Origin of the sequence: Bartonella alsatica (assembly GCF_013388295.1) — a bacterium.
GTDB classification, from domain to species: domain Bacteria; phylum Pseudomonadota; class Alphaproteobacteria; order Rhizobiales; family Rhizobiaceae; genus Bartonella; species Bartonella alsatica.
The window spans coordinates 579,459-603,828 of sequence record NZ_CP058235.1; the positions used below are offsets into that span (position 1 = coordinate 579,459).

The 24,370-nt window shown below is 35.2% G+C and carries 28 protein-coding genes and 1 pseudogene; 2 read left to right on the forward strand and 27 right to left on the reverse strand.

Annotation, left to right across the window (positions count from 1 at the left end):
* Positions 1-269 precede the first annotated feature (269 nt).
* Positions 270-452 (reverse strand): hypothetical protein, encoded by a 183-nt coding sequence (locus HWV54_RS06930; protein WP_245256313.1) that lies wholly within the window; start codon positions 450-452, stop codon positions 270-272.
* A 603-nt stretch (positions 453-1,055) separates the two neighbouring features.
* Between HWV54_RS06930 and HWV54_RS06935 the strand changes: the two genes are divergently transcribed.
* Both HWV54_RS06935 and HWV54_RS02430 read left to right on the forward strand, forming a co-directional pair.
* Positions 1,056-1,382: a hypothetical protein gene (locus HWV54_RS06935; RefSeq protein WP_246271235.1), complete on the forward strand. Its 327-nt coding sequence runs from the start codon at positions 1,056-1,058 to the stop codon at positions 1,380-1,382.
* Between the two features lie 451 nt (positions 1,383-1,833).
* The gene (locus HWV54_RS02430; RefSeq protein ID WP_005864545.1) at positions 1,834-1,998 is read left to right on the forward strand and encodes a hypothetical protein; all 165 of its coding nucleotides are present in this window, start codon (positions 1,834-1,836) and stop codon (positions 1,996-1,998) included.
* 32 nt (positions 1,999-2,030) lie between these two features.
* Here HWV54_RS02430 and trbL read toward each other — a convergent pair whose 3' ends face one another.
* The 26 genes and pseudogenes from trbL to HWV54_RS02530 all read right to left on the reverse strand — a co-directional run bounded on the left by trbL (position 2,031) and on the right by HWV54_RS02530 (position 24,285).
* A complete protein-coding gene (trbL, locus tag HWV54_RS02435) occupies positions 2,031-3,659 on the reverse strand; it encodes a P-type conjugative transfer protein TrbL (RefSeq protein WP_176953550.1) in 1,629 nt (542 codons plus the stop codon).
* A gap of 2 nt (positions 3,660-3,661) precedes the next feature.
* The gene (gene trbJ, locus HWV54_RS02440) at positions 3,662-4,420 is read right to left on the reverse strand and encodes a P-type conjugative transfer protein TrbJ (protein ID WP_005864540.1); all 759 of its coding nucleotides are present in this window, start codon (positions 4,418-4,420) and stop codon (positions 3,662-3,664) included.
* Positions 4,395-6,899 (reverse strand): VirB4 family type IV secretion/conjugal transfer ATPase, encoded by a 2,505-nt coding sequence (locus HWV54_RS02445; RefSeq protein ID WP_005864538.1) that lies wholly within the window; start codon positions 6,897-6,899, stop codon positions 4,395-4,397. Before HWV54_RS02445 ends, trbJ begins: the two co-directional genes overlap by 26 nt.
* Entirely contained in the window at positions 6,899-7,204 is a 306-nt protein-coding gene (trbD, locus tag HWV54_RS02450; RefSeq protein ID WP_005864536.1) for a conjugal transfer protein TrbD, read from the reverse strand. The genes HWV54_RS02445 and trbD overlap by 1 nt, the downstream gene beginning before the upstream one ends.
* Positions 7,204-7,602 (reverse strand): TrbC/VirB2 family protein, encoded by a 399-nt coding sequence (locus tag HWV54_RS02455; protein ID WP_005864534.1) that lies wholly within the window; start codon positions 7,600-7,602, stop codon positions 7,204-7,206. Before HWV54_RS02455 ends, trbD begins: the two co-directional genes overlap by 1 nt.
* Positions 7,603-7,612: 10 nt before the next feature.
* Positions 7,613-8,587, reverse strand: a complete 975-nt coding sequence (trbB, locus tag HWV54_RS02460) for a P-type conjugative transfer ATPase TrbB (protein WP_005864533.1) — start codon at positions 8,585-8,587, stop codon at positions 7,613-7,615.
* 706 nt (positions 8,588-9,293) lie between these two features.
* On the reverse strand, positions 9,294-9,710 hold the full coding sequence (locus HWV54_RS06940) for a primase/helicase family protein (RefSeq protein WP_005864531.1): 417 nt from the start codon (positions 9,708-9,710) through the stop codon (positions 9,294-9,296).
* Positions 9,711-9,845 carry a hypothetical protein gene (locus HWV54_RS07155; RefSeq protein ID WP_005864528.1) on the reverse strand — a complete coding sequence of 45 codons (135 nt, stop codon included), beginning with the start codon at positions 9,843-9,845 and terminating at the stop codon, positions 9,711-9,713.
* A gap of 116 nt (positions 9,846-9,961) precedes the next feature.
* Positions 9,962-10,261, reverse strand: a complete 300-nt coding sequence (locus tag HWV54_RS06945) for a hypothetical protein (protein ID WP_005864526.1) — start codon at positions 10,259-10,261, stop codon at positions 9,962-9,964.
* 137 nt (positions 10,262-10,398) lie between these two features.
* On the reverse strand, positions 10,399-11,133 hold the full coding sequence (locus HWV54_RS06950; RefSeq protein ID WP_005864522.1) for a zincin-like metallopeptidase domain-containing protein: 735 nt from the start codon (positions 11,131-11,133) through the stop codon (positions 10,399-10,401).
* 140 nt (positions 11,134-11,273) lie between these two features.
* Positions 11,274-11,543 (reverse strand): annotated as a pseudogene (locus HWV54_RS06955) (ArdC-like ssDNA-binding domain-containing protein).
* Between the two features lie 217 nt (positions 11,544-11,760).
* A complete protein-coding gene (traF, locus tag HWV54_RS02470) occupies positions 11,761-12,279 on the reverse strand; it encodes a conjugative transfer signal peptidase TraF (RefSeq protein ID WP_005864517.1) in 519 nt (172 codons plus the stop codon).
* On the reverse strand, positions 12,276-14,201 hold the full coding sequence (locus HWV54_RS02475) for a type IV secretory system conjugative DNA transfer family protein (protein WP_245256310.1): 1,926 nt from the start codon (positions 14,199-14,201) through the stop codon (positions 12,276-12,278). The genes traF and HWV54_RS02475 overlap by 4 nt, the downstream gene beginning before the upstream one ends.
* 79 nt (positions 14,202-14,280) lie before the next feature.
* Positions 14,281-14,490 (reverse strand): hypothetical protein, encoded by a 210-nt coding sequence (locus HWV54_RS06960; protein WP_005864513.1) that lies wholly within the window; start codon positions 14,488-14,490, stop codon positions 14,281-14,283.
* 99 nt (positions 14,491-14,589) lie between these two features.
* A complete protein-coding gene (locus HWV54_RS02485; protein ID WP_005864511.1) occupies positions 14,590-14,787 on the reverse strand; it encodes a hypothetical protein in 198 nt (65 codons plus the stop codon).
* Between the two features lie 46 nt (positions 14,788-14,833).
* Entirely contained in the window at positions 14,834-15,112 is a 279-nt protein-coding gene (locus tag HWV54_RS02490) for a hypothetical protein (RefSeq protein ID WP_005864509.1), read from the reverse strand.
* Positions 15,113-15,205: 93 nt separating this feature from the next.
* Positions 15,206-15,769 (reverse strand): recombinase family protein, encoded by a 564-nt coding sequence (locus HWV54_RS02495; protein WP_005864507.1) that lies wholly within the window; start codon positions 15,767-15,769, stop codon positions 15,206-15,208.
* A gap of 445 nt (positions 15,770-16,214) precedes the next feature.
* A complete protein-coding gene (locus HWV54_RS02500; RefSeq protein WP_005864506.1) occupies positions 16,215-16,853 on the reverse strand; it encodes a P-loop NTPase family protein in 639 nt (212 codons plus the stop codon).
* A 738-nt stretch (positions 16,854-17,591) separates the two neighbouring features.
* The gene (locus tag HWV54_RS02505; RefSeq protein WP_005864504.1) at positions 17,592-18,887 is read right to left on the reverse strand and encodes a TrbI/VirB10 family protein; all 1,296 of its coding nucleotides are present in this window, start codon (positions 18,885-18,887) and stop codon (positions 17,592-17,594) included.
* Entirely contained in the window at positions 18,884-19,345 is a 462-nt protein-coding gene (locus HWV54_RS02510) for a hypothetical protein (protein ID WP_005864501.1), read from the reverse strand. The genes HWV54_RS02505 and HWV54_RS02510 overlap by 4 nt, the downstream gene beginning before the upstream one ends.
* 1 nt (position 19,346) lies before the next feature.
* Positions 19,347-20,228: a P-type conjugative transfer protein TrbG gene (gene trbG / locus HWV54_RS02515; RefSeq protein WP_005864499.1), complete on the reverse strand. Its 882-nt coding sequence runs from the start codon at positions 20,226-20,228 to the stop codon at positions 19,347-19,349.
* A 33-nt stretch (positions 20,229-20,261) separates the two neighbouring features.
* Positions 20,262-20,939 carry a VirB8/TrbF family protein gene (locus tag HWV54_RS02520; protein WP_005864497.1) on the reverse strand — a complete coding sequence of 226 codons (678 nt, stop codon included), beginning with the start codon at positions 20,937-20,939 and terminating at the stop codon, positions 20,262-20,264.
* 245 nt (positions 20,940-21,184) lie between these two features.
* Complete coding sequence (locus HWV54_RS06965; RefSeq protein WP_005864496.1) at positions 21,185-21,643, reverse strand: LPD7 domain-containing protein; 459 nt, start codon at positions 21,641-21,643, stop codon at positions 21,185-21,187.
* Positions 21,550-21,957 carry a hypothetical protein gene (locus HWV54_RS06970; protein WP_246271236.1) on the reverse strand — a complete coding sequence of 136 codons (408 nt, stop codon included), beginning with the start codon at positions 21,955-21,957 and terminating at the stop codon, positions 21,550-21,552. The genes HWV54_RS06965 and HWV54_RS06970 overlap by 94 nt, the downstream gene beginning before the upstream one ends.
* A gap of 278 nt (positions 21,958-22,235) precedes the next feature.
* A complete protein-coding gene (locus tag HWV54_RS06975) occupies positions 22,236-22,925 on the reverse strand; it encodes a relaxase/mobilization nuclease domain-containing protein (protein WP_245256309.1) in 690 nt (229 codons plus the stop codon).
* 616 nt (positions 22,926-23,541) lie between these two features.
* A complete protein-coding gene (locus HWV54_RS02530; protein WP_005864492.1) occupies positions 23,542-24,285 on the reverse strand; it encodes a hypothetical protein in 744 nt (247 codons plus the stop codon).
* Positions 24,286-24,370: the final 85 nt, after the last annotated feature.

The window sequence follows — 24,370 nt, forward strand, 5'->3', positions numbered from 1 at the left end:
AAATTAAGGTTCCATTTTATTTATCTTTAAGATATTTTTTAGGAGCCCTTCTGTTAAGGCAGTTGGGTTTTTATTTTTTTGCTATTATATTTCCCTCTATTCCGAACGACTCATTATCTGAAATAATGAGTCAAGACATAACTATATTGAAAAGAAAAATAAATTTAACATAGTTAAAACTTAGCTCCCCATCTTCCTATTCTCTAATTCAATATCGTTTGTGAAAACAATTTGCCTGCCGTTAAAACAAGCTTTTGATTAATAAAGTACTAAGCTCTATGATCTCGTTTAGCAATAATACCAGCTTTTTCTAATTCAGCTACGCCCCGAAAAAAGGTTGTTGGTGACAACGCTAAATTTCTTTCTTGAGCTTCAAGAAATGTTTTTAAAATAGCCTTGTCTAAAATCACAGTATTCGTGCGAATTAATCTATTTTGAAGTATCCAAGCCAAAACAAAAAAACTTTTATTCCTGCTGTTTTTAAATCAAAAATTAGCGCCACATTGACAAGAATCTGCTCTTCTGGATCTGGGATCCTTAATAGAAACCACAATATCATTAATGAAAAGACTCTGACCGTGCCTAACGGTTTGCTTTCTTTGTTTAGCTGATATACTAACAGTCATTTATGGTAATACAATTGCCATATTAAAATAATAAATCGAATCTCAAAAATGGTAATCTGTATTCGCTAAAGTGTTAATATTACTTTTGTTTTTGCGAAGAAGAAGTTTCTTAAGTCGTAACAGGTGATAAAAAATTCAACAGACAATCAAAATGGATAAAATAAACTTGCGAAAGTAAAAATATTCCCCGTATGAAAATCCTTTTCTTAAAAATTCTGAAATATTTGCTGATAATAAAAAATATTTGCTGATAATAAAATTGTTAAAACGTGCATTATACAACAAAAGTTTATCAACGCTGACACTGATAAAATAGAGGTTGTACCTATAATTCACGTCACAGAAAAAATAAAGAAAGAAAATTTTATAGAAATATTTGCTGATGGCATTCAAGTAATTTTTAATTTATCTCGTACAGGCCATCGTGCTTTGATAATAGTTTTAGAAGAATACCAATCTAATAAATCGACAAACGAAAACCCCAGCAGCGTTACCTTAATTTGGTTTGATGGGAGTATAAATGGAAAAAAGCGCGATATGGTCGACAGAACTTTTCACAACAGTTTAAGAGAACTTATACAAAAAGGAATTCTGAAACCAAAATTGCCTAATCAATATTGGGTAAATCCTATTCTATTCTTCAAAGGAGAGAAGATTGCTTTTATGAAGGAATATCAAATGAAACCGTCTTCTGCTAAACTCGATATTCCATCCGATGAATACCAAATCAATATAGAAGATTTTATAAGAAAATAACTTGTATCATTTATCGTTTCCTATATATTATGATACTGGAATAGACATAACATTAAAGAGGGGGGAAGTTCATAGCCAAAATACAAATAAGCAGAAAGGTATTGATTCTTTTTCTTTTATGGCTTCGTAATCCATTAAGAACTATACTACACGTATAATGCTCATAGGATCTTTAGAGCTAGTCATAGTTCCTGTTGCAGTATTTCTATTAGAAATGGGTTGGACAAAAGGATTAATGCGCCTTACAATTTCGTCATTTGTATTCAGTTTTGGCTCTTCTTTTCTAATTTTATACTATGATAAACTTATACGACGTCTGTCGTGAATTTTTCTATTATAAAAGCAAAGAAGTAATGATAACTCAAGCTATCCTAATATGTCACAAAAATGAAAACCCTTTCTTTTTTGGGGGTTGGTATATTAACAAATAAGATCTTTAAAGAGGGGTAAAATGAAAAAAATTATTTTATTATGTATGGTTATGTTAGGTGTAGGATTGAGTATTTCTGGTTGTGGTAAAAGCGAAGAAGAAAAACGCCGCGCAGAACAAGAAGAACAAGCTAAAAAGTTTTTTGAAAAAAAATTGCCTTCTACAGATGAGGGACATGAATTTTAAAAAACGTACCACTTCAAAAAATAGTAGCTTCTTTAATTTCTTTCTATTTCAGATGATGTTCCAGAAATTGTATTTTCAATAATACTGCTTGTTTCCATTTCATTAGATTGAGGATTGCTATTATTAGAAAACTGGATGTCATTATTTTCTGGTAGTAGATATGGAGTGTTAAGATTAAGGTTTTCCGCCCCTTCCATTCCAGGGACACAAAGAGAAGCCATAGTTCCACTAACCCTTAAACCTGTATCTGCAAAATTTCTAAGTTTTGAAGAAACTGACCCAGCTTGATCTGGAGAAATTGATCCAGCTTGATCTAGAGAAACTGACCCAGCTTGATCTAGAGAAACTAACCCAGCCTGATCTGAAGAAACTGACCCAGCTTGATCTAGAGAAACTAACCCAGCTTGATCTGAAGAAACTGACCCAGCTTGATCGAGAGAAACTAATCCAGCTTGATCGAGAGAAACTAACCCAGCTTGAGGTTGATTAGTTCTGGTAGACTGATTTCCCCCTCCAGCTACACGTGGATTTCCACCAAATTGAGGTTTATTACCACTATCTTTAAAAGAATTCCCCGTCATTTGAGAAGCATTTATATTGTTACCCGCTCCCATCACAGATCCACTACCACTTACTCCAGCGTCCGTTCCACCACTTGCTCCTCCTCCTAAAACACTACCTGTTCCACCAGCAGTTGATGCTCCACCAGCAGCAGCAGATACTCCACCACTTGCCACTGCAACAGCCGCCCCTACAGCAGCACCAGACATTGCTCCAATAGTTGCGCCTGTTCCACCACTTGAACCAGAAATTAAACCAGCAACAATTTCCGGAATAGTCTTTGTTAAATATGCAGATAACAAAGCAAGTCCTAGCAATGTCCAATTTGACGCAGAAGAATAAACATATGCGTTTTTCCATGATATCATGGAATCAGTAATCAGTGTTACTAAGAGTGTCATTACAAATAGTTTTGCACCAACAGAGACAGCATAACGAAATGTTGTTATGCTTATTTCTCGCGTCCATTGAGAAGCTCCAAAACCCATAAATATTACAGATGCATTGATTACAATATATGATTCAATAAGACTAATAGCTAATAAAACAGCAATAAAACCAAAACATAAAAAAACAATAACCGATTGAATAGCAATCAACACAGCAGTTATAGGATTCCAAGTGCTAACATTTGCCATAGCTTCCATGATCTTAGAAGCTTCACCCATAATATCTCCAGGGAAAAGTCCTCTGCCTCTTCCACTTGCATCAGCTGCTGCAGTACGGAAACTCTCAATAATAGCTGTCCCCCATTCTTGAGAATATTCTAAAAGAGCAGCAAAAAAACCTATAACAAGAATGAATTTAACAAACTCACCAAAAAAATCAGCAATATCAGATTGCTTAAACAAGAGAGGAATAAAGCTAAAAAGCAATTGAAAAACAGCTAATGACCAGAAAAGACGAAAACCATAATAATGTAATTTTGAATACCAATTGTTAGATTGTTTTTGTATCAAATCCAATAGACTATTAAATGATTTAGTTTGATCTAAGGAATCTGCAAAAGAAACATCTGTAAAGAAAACACAACCCAATACCAGTAAAAATAACATTAATAAAATGAGTTTTTTATTTTTTAGCACTTGGTCATTTTTCATTTTTAAAATGTATGTCCCCTGTCTGTAGAAGGTAATTTTGTTTCAAAAAACTTCTCAACATTAGCTTCATTTTTTGCTTTACGTTCTACTTCATCAGCTGTGTAATTTGCTTGCAAGGTAATATTATTAGCCACCAGTTCACGAAGCATTTGCAGTTGCTTAACTTGTTGGGTAGCAATTTCATTTCCAGCTTGAATGGCTTGCATACGCCCCTTTGCAGTTGCTGAGCGATTGAGGAGCCTCCGCAGAAAATTATCCTCGTTAACAAAACTACTTATGTTAATTCCAGCTGCCTGAATAGCAATACGCGCATTAGCAAAACCAGTTTCTGCCCATTTTCTAAAATCTTTTATCGGATTTTCTTTTCCAATCTTTTTTAAAAAATTTTCATAACCAGGATAACGTTCTTTAAATTTATTATGCAAGTTCTGCATATTATAAGCAATGATTTTAGCGTCTTGATAAGTTTTGTTCAATAGTTTCAAATCATTCTCAAATCTTTCAACGCTTATAGGATCAAGTTTTTTAGCCTGTTCTATCATATCTTTATATTGCTTAATCTCTACTGCGACCTGCTCTGCAGTGTTTATTGCAGTCTCCACAGCTTTTGCATACTCCAACACTTGAGTAAAAACAGTAGAACAATTGGTGCAAATAATTTGCGCGATAGCTTGTTGTGGAATAATCAGTACAACAAAGTTTGTTATAAAAAATGTGGTTATTATAGAAATAAATTTAAGTTTTTTCAAGATATTGCTCATAATGAACTCCCCTCATTTTAAGCCATTTCAAAGGCCAGTTTTGTGTATTTTCATTGATAAGTTTTTTGACTTCAGCAAGATCTTCTTTGCTAGAAATTGCTACAAAAGAGAGGGCTAGATCACCCAATCCTAATTCAAAAAGACGGCGGCCAAGAATAGACTTATAATAATATTGCCTCTTCTTTTTTGCTGTTTTGATAATTTGAATTTCTTTATCATTCAGTCCAATCATTCTATACAGATCAACCGCCCCTGGTACTCCTTCAGCACCCTTTGTTTCTGCTTCTTCATTAGGAAGCAAAATTTTGGTAGGGCACTGTTCGAGCAAAACATCAAGAATTCCGGAACGGGAAGCATCTGATAGACTTTGTGTCGCCATGATTACAAGACAATTCTTTTTTCTTAGTTCTTTCAACCATTCACGAATTTTTTCGCGAAAAACAGAATGGCCAAGCATAATCCACGCTTCATCAAGCGAAAGAATAGATGGTTGTCCCTTCAAGCCTCTCTCAAACCGCCTAAATAGATACAATAAAACCGGCAAACCATTTTTGTCACCTAGCTTCATGAGTTCATCAATTTCATAGACAATAAAATCATTATTCTCTTCAAGTGGTTCTTGTCCATCTAACAAATATCCCATACCACCAGAAAGCGTATAATGCATGAGTGCTTGACGGATTTCTTTATCTTGAACCGTCGTAACAAAATTACCTAGTGAACGCATATTTTTAGGCGTCTGCCTCATCTGCTTCATTGCGCGATGAATTTCTATTTTTTGTTGAGGAGATGGTGCTTTTCCGGTTTGCAATTCATAGCAAGTAGCAATCCATTCTTGCGCCCAAAGATTATCAGCTTCTGTATCAATATCTGCAAGGGGCATGAGAGCACCAATGGCACTATCACTTTCTCCAATATCATAATGACGACCATTTACAGCATAGCACAACGTATACAATGAGTGTCCTTTATCAAAAGCAGTAATATTAGCAGGTAGATGCTTGCCATTCTTATCTGTTGCTTTTGACCAATATCTGCGCGCTTGCGCTAATAAAAATGCTAAAAGTGTTGATTTTCCCGCACCAGTGGGACCGAACACAAGTGTATGACCAACATCATCAACATGTAAATTAATACGAAAAGCCGTTGCCCCTGTTGTCACCACTTGAGATAAAGCAGGAGAGTTATCTGGATAGAGTGGACAGGGATTATATTGTAAGCCTGGCCATACACTTGAAAGAGGCAACATATCAGCAAGATTTTGAGTATTAATTAATGGACGTCGAATATTTGGGTAGGTTTGACCAGCAATTGTCCCTAACCACGCTTCCATTGTATTGACTGTTTCAATACGAGCAGCAAAACCTTTATGTTCAATTTCACGTTTAATCAACCGAGCATTTTCTGCCAAAACTTCACGGTTTTCATGCATCAAAACAACCGTTGGGGAATAATAGCCGTAAGCAACAAGACCTGATCGAGCTTCGTTCATTGCTGCTTCAGCTTGTTGTGCCATTAATAAAGCATCGGTATTTATAGTTCCTTTATTGGTTTTAAAAACCTGTGAAAAGAAACCTCTAACTTTTTGCTGCCATTTCAATCTATATTTATTTAGTGCTGCAACAGCTTCATGCTGGTCCATAAATATAAAACGACTTGACCATCTATAGTGTAAAGGCAAACCATCAAGAATATCTAATATTCCAGGATAACTAGCCGTTGGAAAACCATCAATCGAAATACATGCAATAAATTTACCCCCAAGCCGTGGAGTATCTCCAGGCCACAAGTCAGTATAACCAAGCCATGAATCCAAATACATGGGACAATCCGGTATTCGCAGAGCAACTGCCTCACCATTAATGGCATAGTGTAAATAATTAACAAGTTGGTCACTTTTATAGGTTTCATCACCATTCTTAATAGTAACGGCTTTCATCCGCTGCATTTTAAGAAGATCACCAAGACCAACATAAAAATCCTCTATTTTCTTTTTAAACTCATCTAGCAAACGTTCAGCAGGTGTGGTTGTTTCAACTGTATCGTCTTCATAAACAATTTCCCCTAACTTTGATGACTTTCGAGTAGGTGGTAGATATTGAATTAATAAAGCATATTCTGTTTCATAGTGCGTCTCACTTCTTTTAAAATAAAAGCGTCTTTCTGCATCAATCAGTGCGGTAATAGGATCAGGGAAATGAGATAATCTCGGATCTGAATAGCCTGGTGACTCTACACGAATAGCATCCACCCATATCGCCCATCCCGAATAAAATCGAGACAGATATGTGTTGACCAGACCTGTGATATAATTTCTTTCTGTATCTGTCGCAGACATGGGGTCATCCCCACGAATGAAAAAGCCAGCCAACAAAGAACCATCTTTTCCTAAAATAATACCGTCATCAATTAATGCAGCAAAATTTAAAAGATCAGGTAGCCCTGCTAACGTAGAGCGAAAATGTTTTAATTTAAGCATCAATACACTCTTGTTGATTTTGCAACACGAAACGGTCGTGAAAAAGGAGCATAATACTTGTTATATTTCAATTGACGAATATAAATTCGAGACAAATTAGGATCAAACTTTGCCATTCTACGCAAAACATAAAGACAAACAAACCAGATACAAAGTCCAATAATTGCTGCTACAACATTCATTGCTGAGACAATAAGAATACCGGTTAAAAGCATTGATAAAAGCATTAATTCGCGTTCTCCTCCCATAATTTGTTGGGGTCTATGTAGAGAACGAAACAACTGTGTATACCGTTTGCCTCCCATTAAAACCCTCCAACCACAACGTTAGCAGGAACAACAGCACCAGAAAAGAGAGCACCTGTAAGGAGAGTGTTTGCAAAAACAATCACACTGATAACCAAAACAAGATAAATAATACGCTTTACAAATTCGCTAACTTCACCACCAAAAATTAGTGTAGCTCCACCAGCAACAAGCCCAAGCAAAGAAACAACAAAAGCAACAGGACCTGAAACTGATTTTTTCAACTTTTCAAGAGGTTTTTCCCACGGAAGAGATGCTCCACCACCCGCTGTTGCATCAGCAGCATGTGCAATATCTCCCAAGATAAGAGATAGAAGCAATGCCGCCCCTATGATAAGAAGAAACATCACAATATGATTGTATGAGTTATTCCTAGTTTTTATTGAAGATAATTGCATATTATGCTCCTTAGTGAATAAGATTTGTTATATATTTACCGACTGCTGGGTCATACCCACAAACTTCTATAATTTCTTTGACTTTTCTACCCGATGGATTTTTTTCAATACTTAAAACCACATCAATTGTTTCTGCTATTAGTGATTGCATGGGAGCAATAGTTGCTTCTGATATTAATTGTTGAATTCTTGTTAATCCTGCCGATGCATCATTGGCATGAACTGTTGCTATCCCTCCTGGATGTCCAGTATTCCAGCTTTTTAATAATGCTAAAGCCGCACCATCTCTCACTTCACCAACAATGATGCGATCTGGAGCCATGCGCATAGTCACCTTTAACAACCGTGTCATGTCAATATATTCGACAGCTCGAAATGTTACGGTGTTAGGTGCCGCACATTGAAGTTCGGCTGTATCTTCAATAATCACAAAGCGCTCTTCAGGAAATGTGTCTGTCATTTCCTTTAAGATTGCGTTTGTTAATGTTGTTTTTCCTGTTCCTGTTCCACCAACAACAAGAATATTTTTGTGATCTTTAACAGCAGCACTTAAAAGCAATTTTTGATGTGGAGTTATGATGTTTTTTGTAACATAGTCATCCAAAGTAAAAATTCGTGTTGCTTTTTTTCGAATTGTAAATGTTGGTGCAGAAACAATAGGTGGAATAACCGCTTCAAAGCGGCTGCCATTCATTGGCAATTCACATTCAAGAATAGGACTTTCCTTGGTAATTTGTGTTCCAAGAGCTGTAGCTACTGTCCCCATAGCAGCTTCTGCTTGGTGCGCATCCATTGTGCCCACTGCTTTTTTAGATTTTCCCAAATGTTCAACCCATAAGGTTCCATCGGGATTCAACATAATTTCTATGACTGTAGGATCATCTAGGTAATCACATACCTGCTGTCCAAATTCAAAACGCATCTTTTGAATGAGCCGTCTATCTTGCTCTAAACTTTGCCCATTTTCAAATACCGTGACAGCCATTCTTAGTCCCCGCCCTTAAGAGTTCACTGGTCTTTCCCTTTGTGCTAAAAATGAGAAGAACGTAAAACTTAAAGCCCCATTGTAATAAAGATTACACTTTAATTTAAAGTTTGAATCTAAACAACAAAAAACATTTTATGCGATACCATGTATCCACATTCTTGTTACAAAAACTATTCAAATATTAGAGTTTATAGTCTTTTATTCTCAGAGAGAATAACCTTTATCGCGTGCTGGCCGTAGCTTTACTATTAACATACCGAAGTAAATCATCTTTTATAAAATCACTCCGCATATCATGCAATTTTTTGGATGTTAGTGTTTTCTCAAGATCTTGTATGTACATATGTTTTTTTAAAAAAACTCTTCTATTTCTTTAGAAATGATGGACTCCTATCACAACACCTTTATCTAACCAGATAGAAAATCCCTTATCTTATTGTATGTTCACATACTAATTTAAAGGTTAAATCTGAGCAACAAGTAAACTGTTAAAGTTCGCTTTCAATTTCTTGATTTTTTCTTTCCCTATATGAAGCTGTATTAGGCTTTTGAGAAAGTCTTTGTTCTTTATCTTGCGAAAGATGATACTTTACACGAGAAATCATGGCTTTATCATTTGAATTAATATTATGGCCATTAAGCGTTATTGCTCTTTGACGAAGCTGATTAGCGGCATCGCGTTCATCATTAACGTATCTATCATCTAGCGAAGTGTTGGGTCATCGACAACATATTGATCTTGTATATTTGCAAGTGTTTGAAGTCTGTCGGCCAACACTCTTGCTTCTATTTTGGTTATCTTCATTTTAGATAGAAAATCATTTCTGGCTTTATCACTACCATGTACTCTTTTGTAATCATCCCAATCAGAAAAATCTTTCTCTTCTCTCTTAAACTCAGGATAAATCACCCCACCACCAATATCTGCCGCTGCATTATAAGCCGCCTTAATTCCAACATTAATCCCCTTCTTTCCATTAAGAAGTAATTTTTCTTGCGCAACATGATCATTATCTGCAACAAATAAAATGATCCGATTTGGATATTTTTCACGCATTACTCTGGCTACATTTTTTAAATTACCAGAGTCAAAAGCCACCACAATGGACACATGAGTCATCTATGCGACAGCAAAAGCTGTTGCATATCTCTCTGCAATAAGAATAGGTTTTTCTAAATCATTATTAAAGGCGGATATTCCTACATTATCAGAACCTACAATTGTAAAACACTCATGTTTTTCCCCATCTTTCATAAAAGATTTAAAAGTAGGATTAACCGTCTGAATTGTAGTTAGATTATCATCTTTATCCCTTAATGGAATAATTAAATCTCCTGCTAAAAACAGGCGTATATTAGGGTTATTTTTCTTTATTTTTTTGCTTCCTCAACAGATTTTGCAATCATTACGCCTTGCTTCTTTATTTCCTCTGGAAAATCCTTTGGAATCTCTTTTAAATCATTTGTTTGGATAATCCCTTTAAGCTTGCAATACGCATTATCTGGAGTTGCTATTTTACTAGCCTCCCATATTTGTGATGAAAGTATCGCTGCATTATTTTGTTTTTCGACTATTTCTTTTTTTAAGATTTCTTGTCGCTCTTTAGCTTCTATGGCTAATCTTTTTTTTCTTCTAAAGATAAAAAAGAGGAAACCTTTTCGGATTTCCAATAAATTTTCTCACCAGTGCGAAAATTTTGAATATAGCCACCATCAAATGAGGAATAACCAATATAAGCTCCACTCTTTTGACTTCTTTTATCATTTTCAACAGAAACTCTATGCAATTTTCCATCCATAAGTGGATTCTAAACAATCAAACCAGCAGAATGGAGTGCCTCCTTAAACTGTTGTTCAATCGGCAAAACTATGTTTTGTTGTGCATCTTCATGAGAAAAACGAGCCAAGCCTTTTTCAATTAAATTTGTACCAGCAGGAACATACCAAGATTTTGCATCTTTATCCCACTTAGCCCCAGATTTTTTTGCTTCTTCTTTTTGGGAATAAGGAACATTCAAAAAAATCTTTTCTGTATTATCTGGTCTATTATCTTTGCTAACCGATACAGATGACTCTTTTTCAACTTCAATAACTTTAACAGTTTCTAATCCCATTATGAAATTTTTGATTTTTTCCGCTTCGAAAACAGCTCTAAAAATTTCTTTTGGATTATTTTTTATAATTTCAATCCATGAAGAAACATATGAAACATTATGCCTTGGATCATAACCTATATTCAATTCCTCCCCAATCATAAGAGAGGCAATCGTTGTACGAAGCTTTTCTTTAGCATATCCAGTAGTCCCAATAGGATACATTATATCACGATTAAGTCTTGAAGAATGTCCAGTCCAATGTCCAAGTTCATGTAAAGCTGTCGCGTAAAAATAATCACTTGAATCAAATTGATGCCGCTTTGGTAAAAAAAGAGTATCAATATCACCACCACGATAGAAAGCATGATTTCTATCATCAGTATCAATTCTTGCACCTGATGCGGCTAAAAGTGCTTCAGCTCGTGCATGTCTTACCTCTTCTGACAAAATAGAAGATAATTCTAATGGAGGTAATCCATCAATTTGTTCAGCATTAAAAATTTTTGCAAAAAAATACGAGGTCTAGAAAGTTCTCTCAACTTTTCATGTTGTTTTCCATTTTCATTATAAGAAGAAATTGTTTCATCCTATTTCCAATAAATAATATTCGTACTTTTCATTTCTTTTTTAATTCTACAGCCCATTTCATTTGCTTGATGATATGTAAGCCAGCGTGGATCAGTATATTTTTAGCTTGCAAGCCAAAGGTTATTAATACCGCTATAGTTTCTACCTGTTTGCGGATTATAAGGAGATCTAACACATCCAGGAAGTAATACTTGTTGCCACGGCGCTATTCCCTGTTGAAGTTGTGTAATGAAATGATCTGTTACCGTTTTAGCATACTCAAAACTCATCTTTCCCCCCTATATCATCAAAAATCTCAGTTTCAGAAGGATCTGTAGTACATGAATCCCAAGCGTCTTCTTCTGAAAGAGCTATTTCTAAAAAACTCCATAATTTTTTGCTTCTTGTGAATCTAACTCAACCTGTATTCCAGGTATAAAAGCATCATTTAAAATTGAAGAAATCACAAGAAATACTTTTATTCTAGTGTTTTTCATTGTTAAAATCTCACTTCTTAAAAGTTAGAATTGGGGAAGCCTTACCCATAATATTCATAACCGAAACAGCCCCAAAATAACGGCTATCAAAACTTACAGGATCAAAACTTGAAATAAACCAAGCATATCCTTCTGCAACAAGGTATTCTCCATTCGGTACACCTGATATTCCCCTCATTCTTTGGCTATTTTTTAAAAAATGACCATTAACACTAATACCTTTTCCCGTTATACTAACTACATCACCAGCAATAGCTACTAATGGTTTCAAAAAGGAAATAGAGCCGCTAGGACAAGCCCCAGATTGAAGATACCCTTTTTCAACAAACTCCTTAACGATAGGTGCATCTGGTGGACAAACCTCCATAAGCTCTCCTCTTTGCATTTTCTTTTGAAAGTAATTAACTTTCCAAATCCCTATAGGAGCGGAACGCGAATAATTAATTCTATATCCCTGAGAGAGAGCAAATAAAATAAAACAGGCACTAGCAAGAGAACATAAAGTAAGAATGGCCATAGCTTGTTTCATGAAAGAACAAAGCCTTTCTTATTTTTTATGATTTCATTTCTCTGATGCAAACGATTTGTAACAGGAGGAGGAATTTTTGACCTTTCTGAAAAAATGGGATCTAAAAAATAAAGGATTTGTGTTCCCCTAATGACGCTATTTCCAGCTACAAAAATAAGCATTTCACCAGGTTCAACAATATTCCCTAAATTGTCTTTTTTGGCTCCAGGCAAGCGCATGATCTCATCAGGCGTCATCAATGGGCGGCGTGTCTCCTCATAAGACGTTGAAACCTGTTCAAGTGCCATACCAAAACGTTTTCCAGAAGTGGAAACTTTTTCGCGAACAACCGTTGTCTCCCCAGCCATTTTACTCATCCATTCAGCTGTTTCGACCTTATTAGGTGCAGACGCAATACGAATATGACAATTCGAAATAATGCTTTCATTCGTTGTATAAGCCTTGTACAATTGCTGCACATCTTGAGTGATTATATAAACTTTAAGTCCATACCCAGCAATATAGGCAAGTGCCTTTTCAAAAATATCCAATTTTCCCAAAGTTGGAAATTCATCAAGCATTAAAAGCAAACGATGTTTGTGACTTGTTTTTGATCTCCCATCATCAAATTCCATACGATCTGAAAGAGAAAGAACCATTTGTGTCAACAACAATCGCGCGAAAGGTCTCATTCTATCCAAATTGCGCGGCGTTGTAATAAAATACAGCGAAACGGGACTTTCACTATCCATTAAATCATTAATATAAAAATCACAATATTTTGTGTTCTCACCAACAATAGGGTCATGATAAAGAGACAGAGCATTATTTGCCGTCGAAATAATAGACCCTAACTCACGCGCCGGTGTTCCAGCCATACGACGGCCAACACCGTTGATAACAAGTTTTGCTTCTCTATCTGCATCTTGAAACAAAAGATTATCACTTTTTATATTAAGATTTTCCATTTCATGAAACAAAGTAGAAAGTGCTTTTGGATCACCATCTTCATCAAAATCATCATTATCTTCAACGACAGCGGCAAAATCTCCTACTCCCGTTAACATGTGTGCACAGTCTTGCAAACAAGGGATACGTACAATTTTCTCTGCTTTGTAAAGAGCGTGAAGAATGAGACCATTCAAAAGTTCAAAAGCAGCGGATCTGAAATGGTCACCTGCAATCCCTTTTCCATCATCATCAATGACCATTAAAGCTATGTTTTGTGCATCCGCTACTTGATAACGTGTTCTGAAACGAATTTCTCCTAATGGATTCCATGAACATCCAACTTCGGGTTCTGCCGGATCAAACCTTAGGATCTTATTCCCTGCATGCTTTTTCCGCCATCCAGCAGTCATGGCATAATTTTCACCTTTTGTATCAAGAACAAAAAGACTGTGTGGCCAACTCAAAAGAGTGGGTACGACTAAACCAACACCTTTACCAGAACGTGTAGGTGCTAAAGCTGCTATATGCTCTGGTCCATCATGGCGTAAATAATGCAACATTCCTGTTTTTGGACCAGGAAACGCCCCACAATATACGCCTCTTCCTTTTTGATTATGCGGAACAAGCCCCATTTCTTGAATTTCATCAAATGTTGCAAAATGCGCTGTTCCATGTAAATCATCGGTACTTTTGTTACTCCTTGAAGAAAAACCTGCCCAAAGAGTAAAACCAATTAAAAGACCAGCACAAAAGAGAACAAATATTACATTACACCGACTAGGAGCATAATCATAAAATTTAAAAACCCAGGGAAACCAAGAAAAAAATAGATAAATTCCTTTAAAATTGGACCCAAGAGAAGAACTATAATGAAAAATATGTGCTAAATACTGTGTGCAACACTGATTGAGAACAACAAAATAGATCCCGAAAAAAAAGATAAATATTAATCGAGATTTTCTTTTAAGTGTGTGTATAGATTGATTTCCCAATTTTCCCCCCATTGAACTTCAGCATTCTCTGTATACCTATACACAATACAAATGTACAAGAGCTCTTATTTTTTCCCTCTCAAAGAGAATGACCTTTATCGCGTGAAAGATCTATACCTATAGCTTTGGCTTGCATTTTTTCGTAGAGCCTGCACATCACCTTCATATTGTCACGACGTACATCAATAATTGCTTTTTTAACCGTTTTTAAACGGGCTTTATCGAGATTTCCTAGTCGTGTATAATGGGAAAACATTGCTTTTCGCGCTTCATCTATAGGGTAAACCACCTTTTCGGTGCTTTGATAGACTATGTCCTCTATTTATCACATCATATTGATCAGAATTAGAGACTAGTTTTATGTAATCCTCAACAACATCTATTTCAGTTAATGCTGTTTTAAGGCTATTGGCCATTTTGCCTTACTATTGGAATACCTAAACAAATCATTTTCTACTATACAACGTTCCGTATCAAGAAGTAATGAGAAATCACCGCTTTTCCCAATCTTACGAATATGATTACATAAATCATTTCGTACACCATTCAATTTCTTTGTTATCAATGCTTTATCAAGACTTTGCACATAGCTATCTTCTTATGACAATATCCAATCTAATTTTTCGTATTCTTTAGAAATGATGACCTCCTATCACAACACCTTTGTCTAACCAATCTGGACCATATTCTTTATCAGCATTCTTTGTAAGAAAACCCATATCACGAATAAACTGTGCACCACGCCGATTTTTAAGAAACAAAAGCGTATGAGCAGGTAGTTCAACCATTGCGAACCATTCCCATACTGCTTGACTGTCATTTGCTTTAGCAGCAGCTTCTGACTCGGCAGTATAAATACTATCTTGATCTAAGCCTCCTGCTCGCAATTTTTCGCGTTCAGCATCAGTCATATAACTTTTTGGCAATTTTTTTTCATAGAAAACTCCTTTCTGTAATATGTATTTAAATGTTAATTTAATGGTTTAATTAAAACAATAAAATATCTATGGTTTCTGTAAAGAAACCTGTTTTTTCAGTCTAAAATAAGTAGCATGAGAGATCCCCGTTTTTTCCTTAACAATTTTAGATGATACTCCTTGTTTAATCAGCGCAAGTATTATTTTTGTCTTTGGATGAGGCTTTCGACCGAATTTTACACCTGCTGCCATAGCAGCAGTTCGTCCATCATTGGTCCGCTCCAAAATACGCGCACGTTCAGCTTCTGCTACAGCTGCCAAAATTTGAATAACCATTTTTCCCATTGTACCTTCGGTACTAAGACCGTTTTCCAGAAAACGAATAAACACCCCCTTCTTGTAACAACTATCAACGATAGAAATCATATCAGCAGTATTACGCCCAAGCCGGTCCATTTTTGTACAAAGAATAATATCATCTTTTTCTGCACGCCCAAGCAGCCGCTGTAAACCTTCACGTTTATCTGTAGAACCTGTCCTTATATCTGTAAAAATACGGTCTTCGCGCACTCCAGCATTTTTAAGTTCATCAATCTGAAGCGCTAGCTTTTGTTGATTGGTTGATACTCTTGCATAACCTAAAAGCGCCATTTCATAATCTCATAAATCGTTTTTAATACAAAATTAGTATCATAATTTAAAAACTCGATTTGTGATACATATTTTTGTATTTTTTTGAAGAGTATCAAATATTATAATTTTTGAAACAAAACGCCTCGTAAAAAGGCTATGTCAAATAGTCTTAAAATAATAAGCTTTATTAATGGGCATCTACTCTATTCTCTGCTCATAAGTATCCATGAGAATTTCCAAAAACTCACCATGACGATAGCGCTCTTTTTTAGCCATAGCACGAAAACCATTGATGATAACTATGCTAGCTTTGATATTGATCTGTGTTTCATTTAACTGCTCCCTGCTTGGAAAAGCAGCTGTTTTATCTATCTCTTTGCGGTTGACAGTTTGTAGAGAAGATACAGTTTTGCGAGGCTGAAAATCGTCAAGACAGAAAAATCTAATGGTTTTCTTTCTTCATTCATTTTTGAATTTCCTTCTGTTGAGTTTGCTTTAATTTCGTAATGACTTCTGCAACAAATGCTTCAACATTGCTAATCGCAGTTTCTAAATTATTAACTTCTTTTCGATTGAGATTACGATGAGAACCACCAGTGGCAAAAATTGCGGAAAAAGCATCACGTTCATTTATTTCTGTTTCAAAAACATCTATTTCTGGATTTTTTCTGAATTGGGTTGAGACAAAACGAGCTGTTCTAGATTTGGCAACGACTTTGGATTGAGTAAACAAAACCGCATAAGAGATGCGACGCCTTACAGCTTTCATATCTCTATGAATTTCTTTAATGATCTCAATGGCTGCTATAGCATCTTGCTGTTGTTCCTTCATTGCTACAATAACAAAATCAGATTGGCTAATTGCGTAACTAGTTAAACGAGATGCTGTACCTTCTAGATCAACAATTATGAATGGATCTCGAGCGGCAGCAATTTCTATTTCATCTAAAATTGTCTTTTCAGATTCATTGATAACAACAGTTAAATTGTGTGGTTTACCTGGTAACTCTGACCAAGTAGTAATTGGGTGGCGTGGATCTGCATCAATAATCGTAACAGGCTTGGCATGTGCAAGTTCACAAGCAAGAAGTTGTTTTTCCACTACCACCTTTGGAATTAGCAAATGAGATAACAGGCATTTAGTTACCCTCTAAATAGGGTAGGATTATAATATTATACTAGGTATAATAAAGTACTCAATTATAAGTTAACAAAGAAGCAAAAATGACACATAAAACAGAAAAACGTTAGCAAATTTTTTGAAGCTTTTAATCAAAAAATAGATAGCTTTAACAACCCCACTCTTATACAGCGTGATGGATTTACAGAAGCTAAAACAAAGAGAGGGGATATCATAAAAAGTAGGATTCCAGAGGCTGCACTACAATTGGCTCTAATGATAGACAATGGAACAAAATTTTGGAAAGGTGATATAGAAAAAAATAATTTCTTCTATAATGAGTCATCAATTAAGCATACCATACTGTACATATAATATCGTACAGGATGGTACTATACTACAATATACGTTAATATAAAATGAAGTAAGAAACTATACAAAATCCTTTTTAATGCACATGGCATACGTCAGTGATTGCCTTTTCCATTTTCTACTTGGTTCATATAATTTCCAAAAAATCTCTACTCAAAATCAAAAGTTCATTTTATTATTTTTTCATACCGTAAGCCCACTCAGGATTAACCATTATATATCACTTATAAAGCTCTCTAACTTCTACACAATCATTATAGGATAATATGTATAATTAAGTACTGTAAAGTATAGTACTGTACCTTATGGTACTGTATTTAGAAAGGAACTAAAGCAGTCTTTTTAAAATTAATAAGGAAGTGCTGCCATTGGATGACCTTGCCAAGCAGGCAAAATGATATCTTTCGTTACCATAACGTTGAAGTTATAACCAGGACGAATAATAATTGTTGGTTGAATTCCTAGATTTTTACGAGTCATTTCAATACCAACCTCACCCCATTGTCTACCAAGCTCTTCCGCTAATGTTTCTTTTGTTGTGGCTAATTTACTATCTTCATTGCCTATCTTATGTGTTTTTTGAGACATTTGTGAAGCTCCTGAAATAACAGAAAGCATAAGAGCATTACCAAAAATTTTTAAATAGTGATTATTCACTTTATCATTAAATCCCGCATAACCAGATTGATCAGAGCCTGGCATATTTCCAAGAGATAAAGAAGAACCATCAGGATAAATAACTCTTGACCAAGCAATAAGTACGCGTTTTTGTCCAGTGGATACCTGACTATCATATGTTCCAATAAGCCTTGCCCCCATAGGAATTAAAACATTTTGACCAGTAGCTGAATCGTAAACGCTTTCTCTTACTTGAGCTATAATTTGTCCTGGCAAATCGCTGTTCACACCACTTATCATAACACCAGGAATAATGGTTCCGGCCTTAATTTCAAAGCTTGCTTGAATAGCCTCTTGCCGTGTATTTTTTAAATAAACTTCTGCTTCTGGTGATTGCGATAAAAAAGCAATTTTTTGTGCTTGCATGTTAGGATCACGTCCTCCATCACCATTAAATGATGCGTTCGACGCTACTCCAGATCGACCAAGTAAATTTTCAAGCATCGTTTTTTGAGGATCTTCATTCTGCATTTGAGTTTGATCTTTTATCCTTGAATTTATTGTAAAAGAAACCATGGGTTCAGAGTCTAAAGCAGCCTCCATTTTAGCCAAACGTCTTTCTATAATACGCGTTAACAATCTCTTCTGTACTTCATTTTCTTCATCTAAAGCTTTGTCGATTTGTTTTTGTTCTAAATCTTTTTCTATTAATTTTTGAGTTTCCGTTGGGTTGGTTGACACTAATGGCAATATCTCTGGTAATTTTGCTTGAACATAATCATCACCTTTTGGTCGCACCGGTACAGGTGTTTCATCTACGAATAAAAGCTGTTTTTCTTCTCTAGCAATATTATTAGATTGCTGCCGCAACATAAAAGTATAAGTGATACCAATAAGTGCAAAAGAAATAATACCTATAGCACCTATCAAAGGCACATTGTTTAACCGCCGCACTCCACGTCCTTTAGGTTTTACGGAAAAAAAATCTGGAGAATTACCAGCATCAAGTTTTACTTTATCTTTCATTCATTACCTCCATCATCTATACGAACAGAAAACGGGGCGGACGGTACAATAACTCCAGTTGTTAAACGGACATAATAACGTGTTATTTCAGTCAAACCATATTGAGCAACCAACACGATACCTTTATCCATTGGCATAACTTTATAGGTCAAATTTATACCTATTTTTTGAGATTTTTCTGGTTGATCTGTATAGATCACACCATAACCATTCCGTTGCAAGAGATCTATTAATAAAGGAGTAAATTTGTCTTCTGTATCACTTGTTTTTATAATCAGTGTTGTTGTGGCAGGAGGTAAAGGATCTCTAAGATAGTGCACAAAATCACTGGCAATGAATTTTGCATCATTTTCAGTAACGTTTTGATCAATATAATTGGACAAGAAAGAGGATTTATTCTGCAGAGACGCACAACCGACTATTAACGTAAGAGATAACAGCACTAAATATTTTAACATGTTAAAAACCTCTCATAATCGTTACTCTCTGTTGAGAACTTCCTACACCAGAAATAAGGGCAACTTTGCTAATGACTGTATCAACAACATATCGATTGCCGATGATGCGATAGTTGATCAATTTTTCGCTAGGCTTTTTCAAAAAACCACCATCATTACCAATAGCAATTAGAGCTGGAGCTGTTCCACTAACCCCATCTCCAGGTAATTCAATGTAAGTTTTAAAACCATCTGTATAAACACGCCTTGGATACCATTTAATTTTTGGATCACTAATCGTAATACGAAAGTTAAAATCAAGAGCAGCTAAATTTTGACCCGTTGACAATGTAGTACGACGCCTATCTATTGCTGATTTATATGCAGCCCAATCTTGATCTGTATCATCTGGATAAACGAAAGAAAGAATAGGAATTGAAGAACTTTGTGTACTGGCCAATTTAATCATGTAAGTCCGTCTATCGGTCGTAATAAAGAGATTTGTTGTTAAACCAGCATCAGTAGGCTTTACAACAATATAAGTTGTTTCTGCTGCTCCTATTCCACTTATGCTGGGACTAATTTTCCATCGTGCTGTATCACCGGCATGTAAAGAATTTATAGTTTCGCCTGCTTGTAATTGAATTGTACAAACTTCTAATGGCGTACAAACCAATGTAGGTAAAGTAACTCCATAAAGATATTTAACACTACCATCACTAGAACGTATAGGTTTTGTTGGATTATTTTTCCATTGATTTGCTAACTTAATTCCCCATGCTTCTTTACCAGTAAGGAATATTTTCTGAGGAGAAATAAAATTGACGTTGTGTGATACATCAGTTGCCATGGCTGTTGATGTCATAAAAACAGTAGCGCTTACAAAGATAATTTTTTTTAACATAAGATTCCCGCTTTACTCATTTACTATTGTTTTTTAAAGTCTTGGTGTCCAAGCAAATTGTTTAACGTACAATCCAATTGGATTTAGCATTATTTGCTGTTCAGTTCTTGGCGTTGCTAAAATGATCGTAGCTGTAGCTTGCCAAAGTTTAGTATCAATAATGATACCTGTTCGTGCTCTTTTCTTTTCAGTCCATTCAATTTGCCAAGTATCATCAGAAACAGGAACAATTGCATTAACTTGAACTTCTACTGTTTCATTTGCTGCACGAGAATAAGGATCATTTTGTTTATGATATTCAACAAGCATGCTATAAGCTGGCGATTGCGGCAAAGTCATAGAATATGTTTGATTAACAAGACTTTCTTCTGCTCTCATATCCACATAAACAGTACGTGCACCAATCAACCAATTACGCAACGCCGCACGAATGTGTATAGCATTTGGTTTAGCGGCAATATTTGCTTTTGATAAATGCGTTACCTCACCTACTGAATTTGTTTGCACGATGTAAGGAACAATGGTTTGTTCATTTACTTTCCAAATGAAAGCTCCTACAGACATTGCCGTAATAATAATCATTCCAAAGGTTGCTAAACGCCAATTATTGGCAGCGTGAATATAGTCGCCATACCTTTCCATCCATTCCTTACGCGCCGCAATATATGGATTAGATGGTTTATCTTTTACAGAATCTTCAGTTGTATTCACAACGCCCCCCCAATTGGCAAAAAAATAAGTACAATTCTTTACAAAAAATTAATCTCTTTATGAATGATTTTTTAATCGATGTGAAGAAAACAATCTTCACTTATCCATAAAATAATTACCTCAAATTAAAAAATTGATGTTTTTTTCAGAAAACAATACACTTCAGGTCTCCCTTCCTTTATCGGAGAGAGTTTTGACACTGTTTTTAGTAACTTTAACTTTTACGCCTTTTTCCAAGATCCAGCTTAGATAAAACCTCTTTTTGATATTTCCTTAACAAAAATCTTACTGTTTATTTCAAAAAGAAGAACGGTTTTTTCTCCAATCTTTCGACGACCTGCATAATAATTAAATATATCTTCCTCACCTCTCCATGCAACATAAAAGAGGCTTCCAGCATATTGATTGCGGTCTTTTATCCATTCTTGGATTGAGTCATTGGTGTTATTTCTGTCATGTTGGCCTACTTCATTTTTTAAAATATTAAGAACGGGATCAGAAAAAACAACATTCATGCCGTGAATACCAGCCAATCGAGCAACTTCTTTTTTAAATTCCTCTGTACCATTTAACACGAGTGGCTGGTCTTTAAATTTTTCAACAGCAAGACTTAATGCAATATAAGCAGACCCTGTGGTGAATTTTTGCGCATGAATTTTCTCACCAGCATCAATGATAGTGCCTCCATCAACACTTTTATACAAAACATTTCCATTAAAAAAAAAGGGTTTAAATTTTTTCGTAAGAAACCACCGGTTTTTAAGGCCGTTTTTGTAGTCAATAAATTATCAGATAAAATAGCACAACGTCCATTCATCGAACGCAAAACATCTGCTGCCTCTCTATCACCCATATTTGCTTGTTGATGTAACCAATCACGCCAAACAGGAAATTTAGTTTCTGCCAATTTTCTTTTAATCTTTTCCTGATTTTTCCTTAATTTTTGTTGCTGAAGTGTTTTTTGTAATTTCAATGTATTTCGAAGTACAGCACGTGAACTTTTAGGTATTAATTTCAACAAAGAACACTGTTGTTTGTACCAAACAAAAAGCTTGCTATAAAAAGCAGCCTTTTGCACCCGTAATGTCTGATATCTTTTTTGTCTTTCTAACTTGTTTACCTTTTTTTGTTCTTCATATCGAGAATATAAAAGCGTCTTGGTTTGGCTATTTTTTCCATAAGGAACTGGTACATATTGTTTATGCACAGTTGGCTTCACAGACTTGTAAGGACCAATTTTTTTCAAGAGCAGGCAATGACAATCCTTTATCACAACTGCTGGCTTTAACCCACAAATTAAGATCTTCCGCTCCTATAACCAAGCCATTTCCTTGTTTTTTTTATAACAAGACCATGGTCTGCAAAACTTCTATGAAACTCTGACCAATCTGTATAGTTAAACTCCTTAGTTATCCTTCCAACATATGTTGAGAGAGATTCTATCCCCGTTCTGTACTCAAAATCTTTTATTTGTGATTTTGTATTTTCAATATTATCATTTCCATGTGGTGTATTGACCAAATTATATTCTTGTTCAACTTTTTGACAGACTTTCATAAGTGTGCGTTTATCAAAAAAAGGCTCGTGATTTAGAAAACTTTCAGGATTAATTTTATTAATGGCAATATGAACATGCAAATTAGCTGTATCTTTATGGATAGCTGAAATACGCTGATGAGTTCCATAACCTAATGCATCACAAAATTTATCTTCAATTGCATAGAGTGTTTCTCTCTCTGGAGTTTCTCCAGTGGGAAAAGATAAGACCAAATGATATGTTTTATCAGTCTTTGATCTTTTATTTTGATCTTGAGTTTTTAAAATGAATTCTGTTGCCATAACAGGATCATCTGTATGACAATTTGTAACTCTTACTGATGCTACTTTTGCGCTATTTTGTATATTATCATCAATTACGTAATCGGATGTAAGTTTCCAATCTCTTGGTGAAATCCCCCCATCTAAATCCATAATATAACGAGCCAATCGCGCCATATCGGATGTTGATTTTTTCTTTCAAAATGCATCACGATTAAATTAATTTATCTGTTATTTTTAATTTATTGTTACAATATAACTTTGAATATTGAGTATTTTTAGGGCTCCTTCTGTTTCAGGAGTTGTTTTTTTTATTACTACAGATTAATCAGCTTTGAAGAATCGAGTAAGATAAACGACAAAATTTTAGTTTAAAACCTTTAGCCATGAACTCTTCAAGTCATTGTACAATATTCTATCAGCTACATCAAACTTTACATCACTTTTTGAATTTGTTTACTTCTTGTACTTTACATTGATCAATTCCACTCTAGGAATTCCATTTCTTTGGCATTTTGTATTTTATTCTTCTCCGTCCAAACATAAAAAATAAAAAATCTTCTGCCACCAACAATCACAACTCCTTCTTCTGTAAAGCACATAAGTAAAAATAGAGAGGATATTTTGAAAGAAAACATATATTGAAAATAGATGCATAATTAGTTCATCGCTATGAAAAACTATACAAAAGTTCTCACAGCTTACTTCAATTTTTTCTATAAATTGTTTTAATTCTCTTTGTAAGATTCTCGTTATAAAACATAGAATAGATCCATAGAGCCAACTATAAACCTGCAAAGGGATTGTAAAATCCATTATTTCGCCGCCATTGTAAAGGTTCAGCAAAATCGCTAGACCAAAGACCAATTTTTTTGTTGCGTGCTGTTTCTTCAGTATAACGATACTGTACTGGAACAGGATTTTTATTTTCTTTTGAAAGCACCAACATACCTTCTGCAAGACCTGCTTCAGCTAAATCAACCCCATCAACAAAACATTGAGCATAAGAAATACCATTATGCATAAGAGCCTGCTTACAGGATAAATTCTGACCAAGTGTTTTGGTGACAAGCCAAGCCGTTGTAACAGCACCACAGGGCCATTCTTGATCATTTAATTTTGCTTTTTGACGCGGTGCACAAGTATCCACACCATATAAATGAACATTGCGCGTAATATGCCTACGCCAAGATTGCGCAACAGGTGTAAGCAATTTAAATGTGACTCCACTGGTAACAGATGCCCTCCCCTGAAAAACAGCCGCATTATTTAGTGAAACGCTCCTCTGCAAATCAACAACCGATTGATTTTTTGCTAATTGCTGTTTGATGATAGATTTTGTGTGTTTTTTCTCTCCCAAATGCATATCAATAATATCTTGAACATCTTGCATCGTAAATATCTTGAAAACATTCAAATCTATTTTATCTTTATATTGGATTCCTCCCCATATTATAGAGCCCATAATGTAAATAATAATGATCAGTTTAAAATGCATTCGCTTTATACATTCGCTCAAAAAATTCATTATTTTTGCCCTTTCACATTCTTATCAACAACTTGCTACTCTTTAAAAAAAATCCTCTAAGGAAAACGAGTTGAGCCTTAGCTAC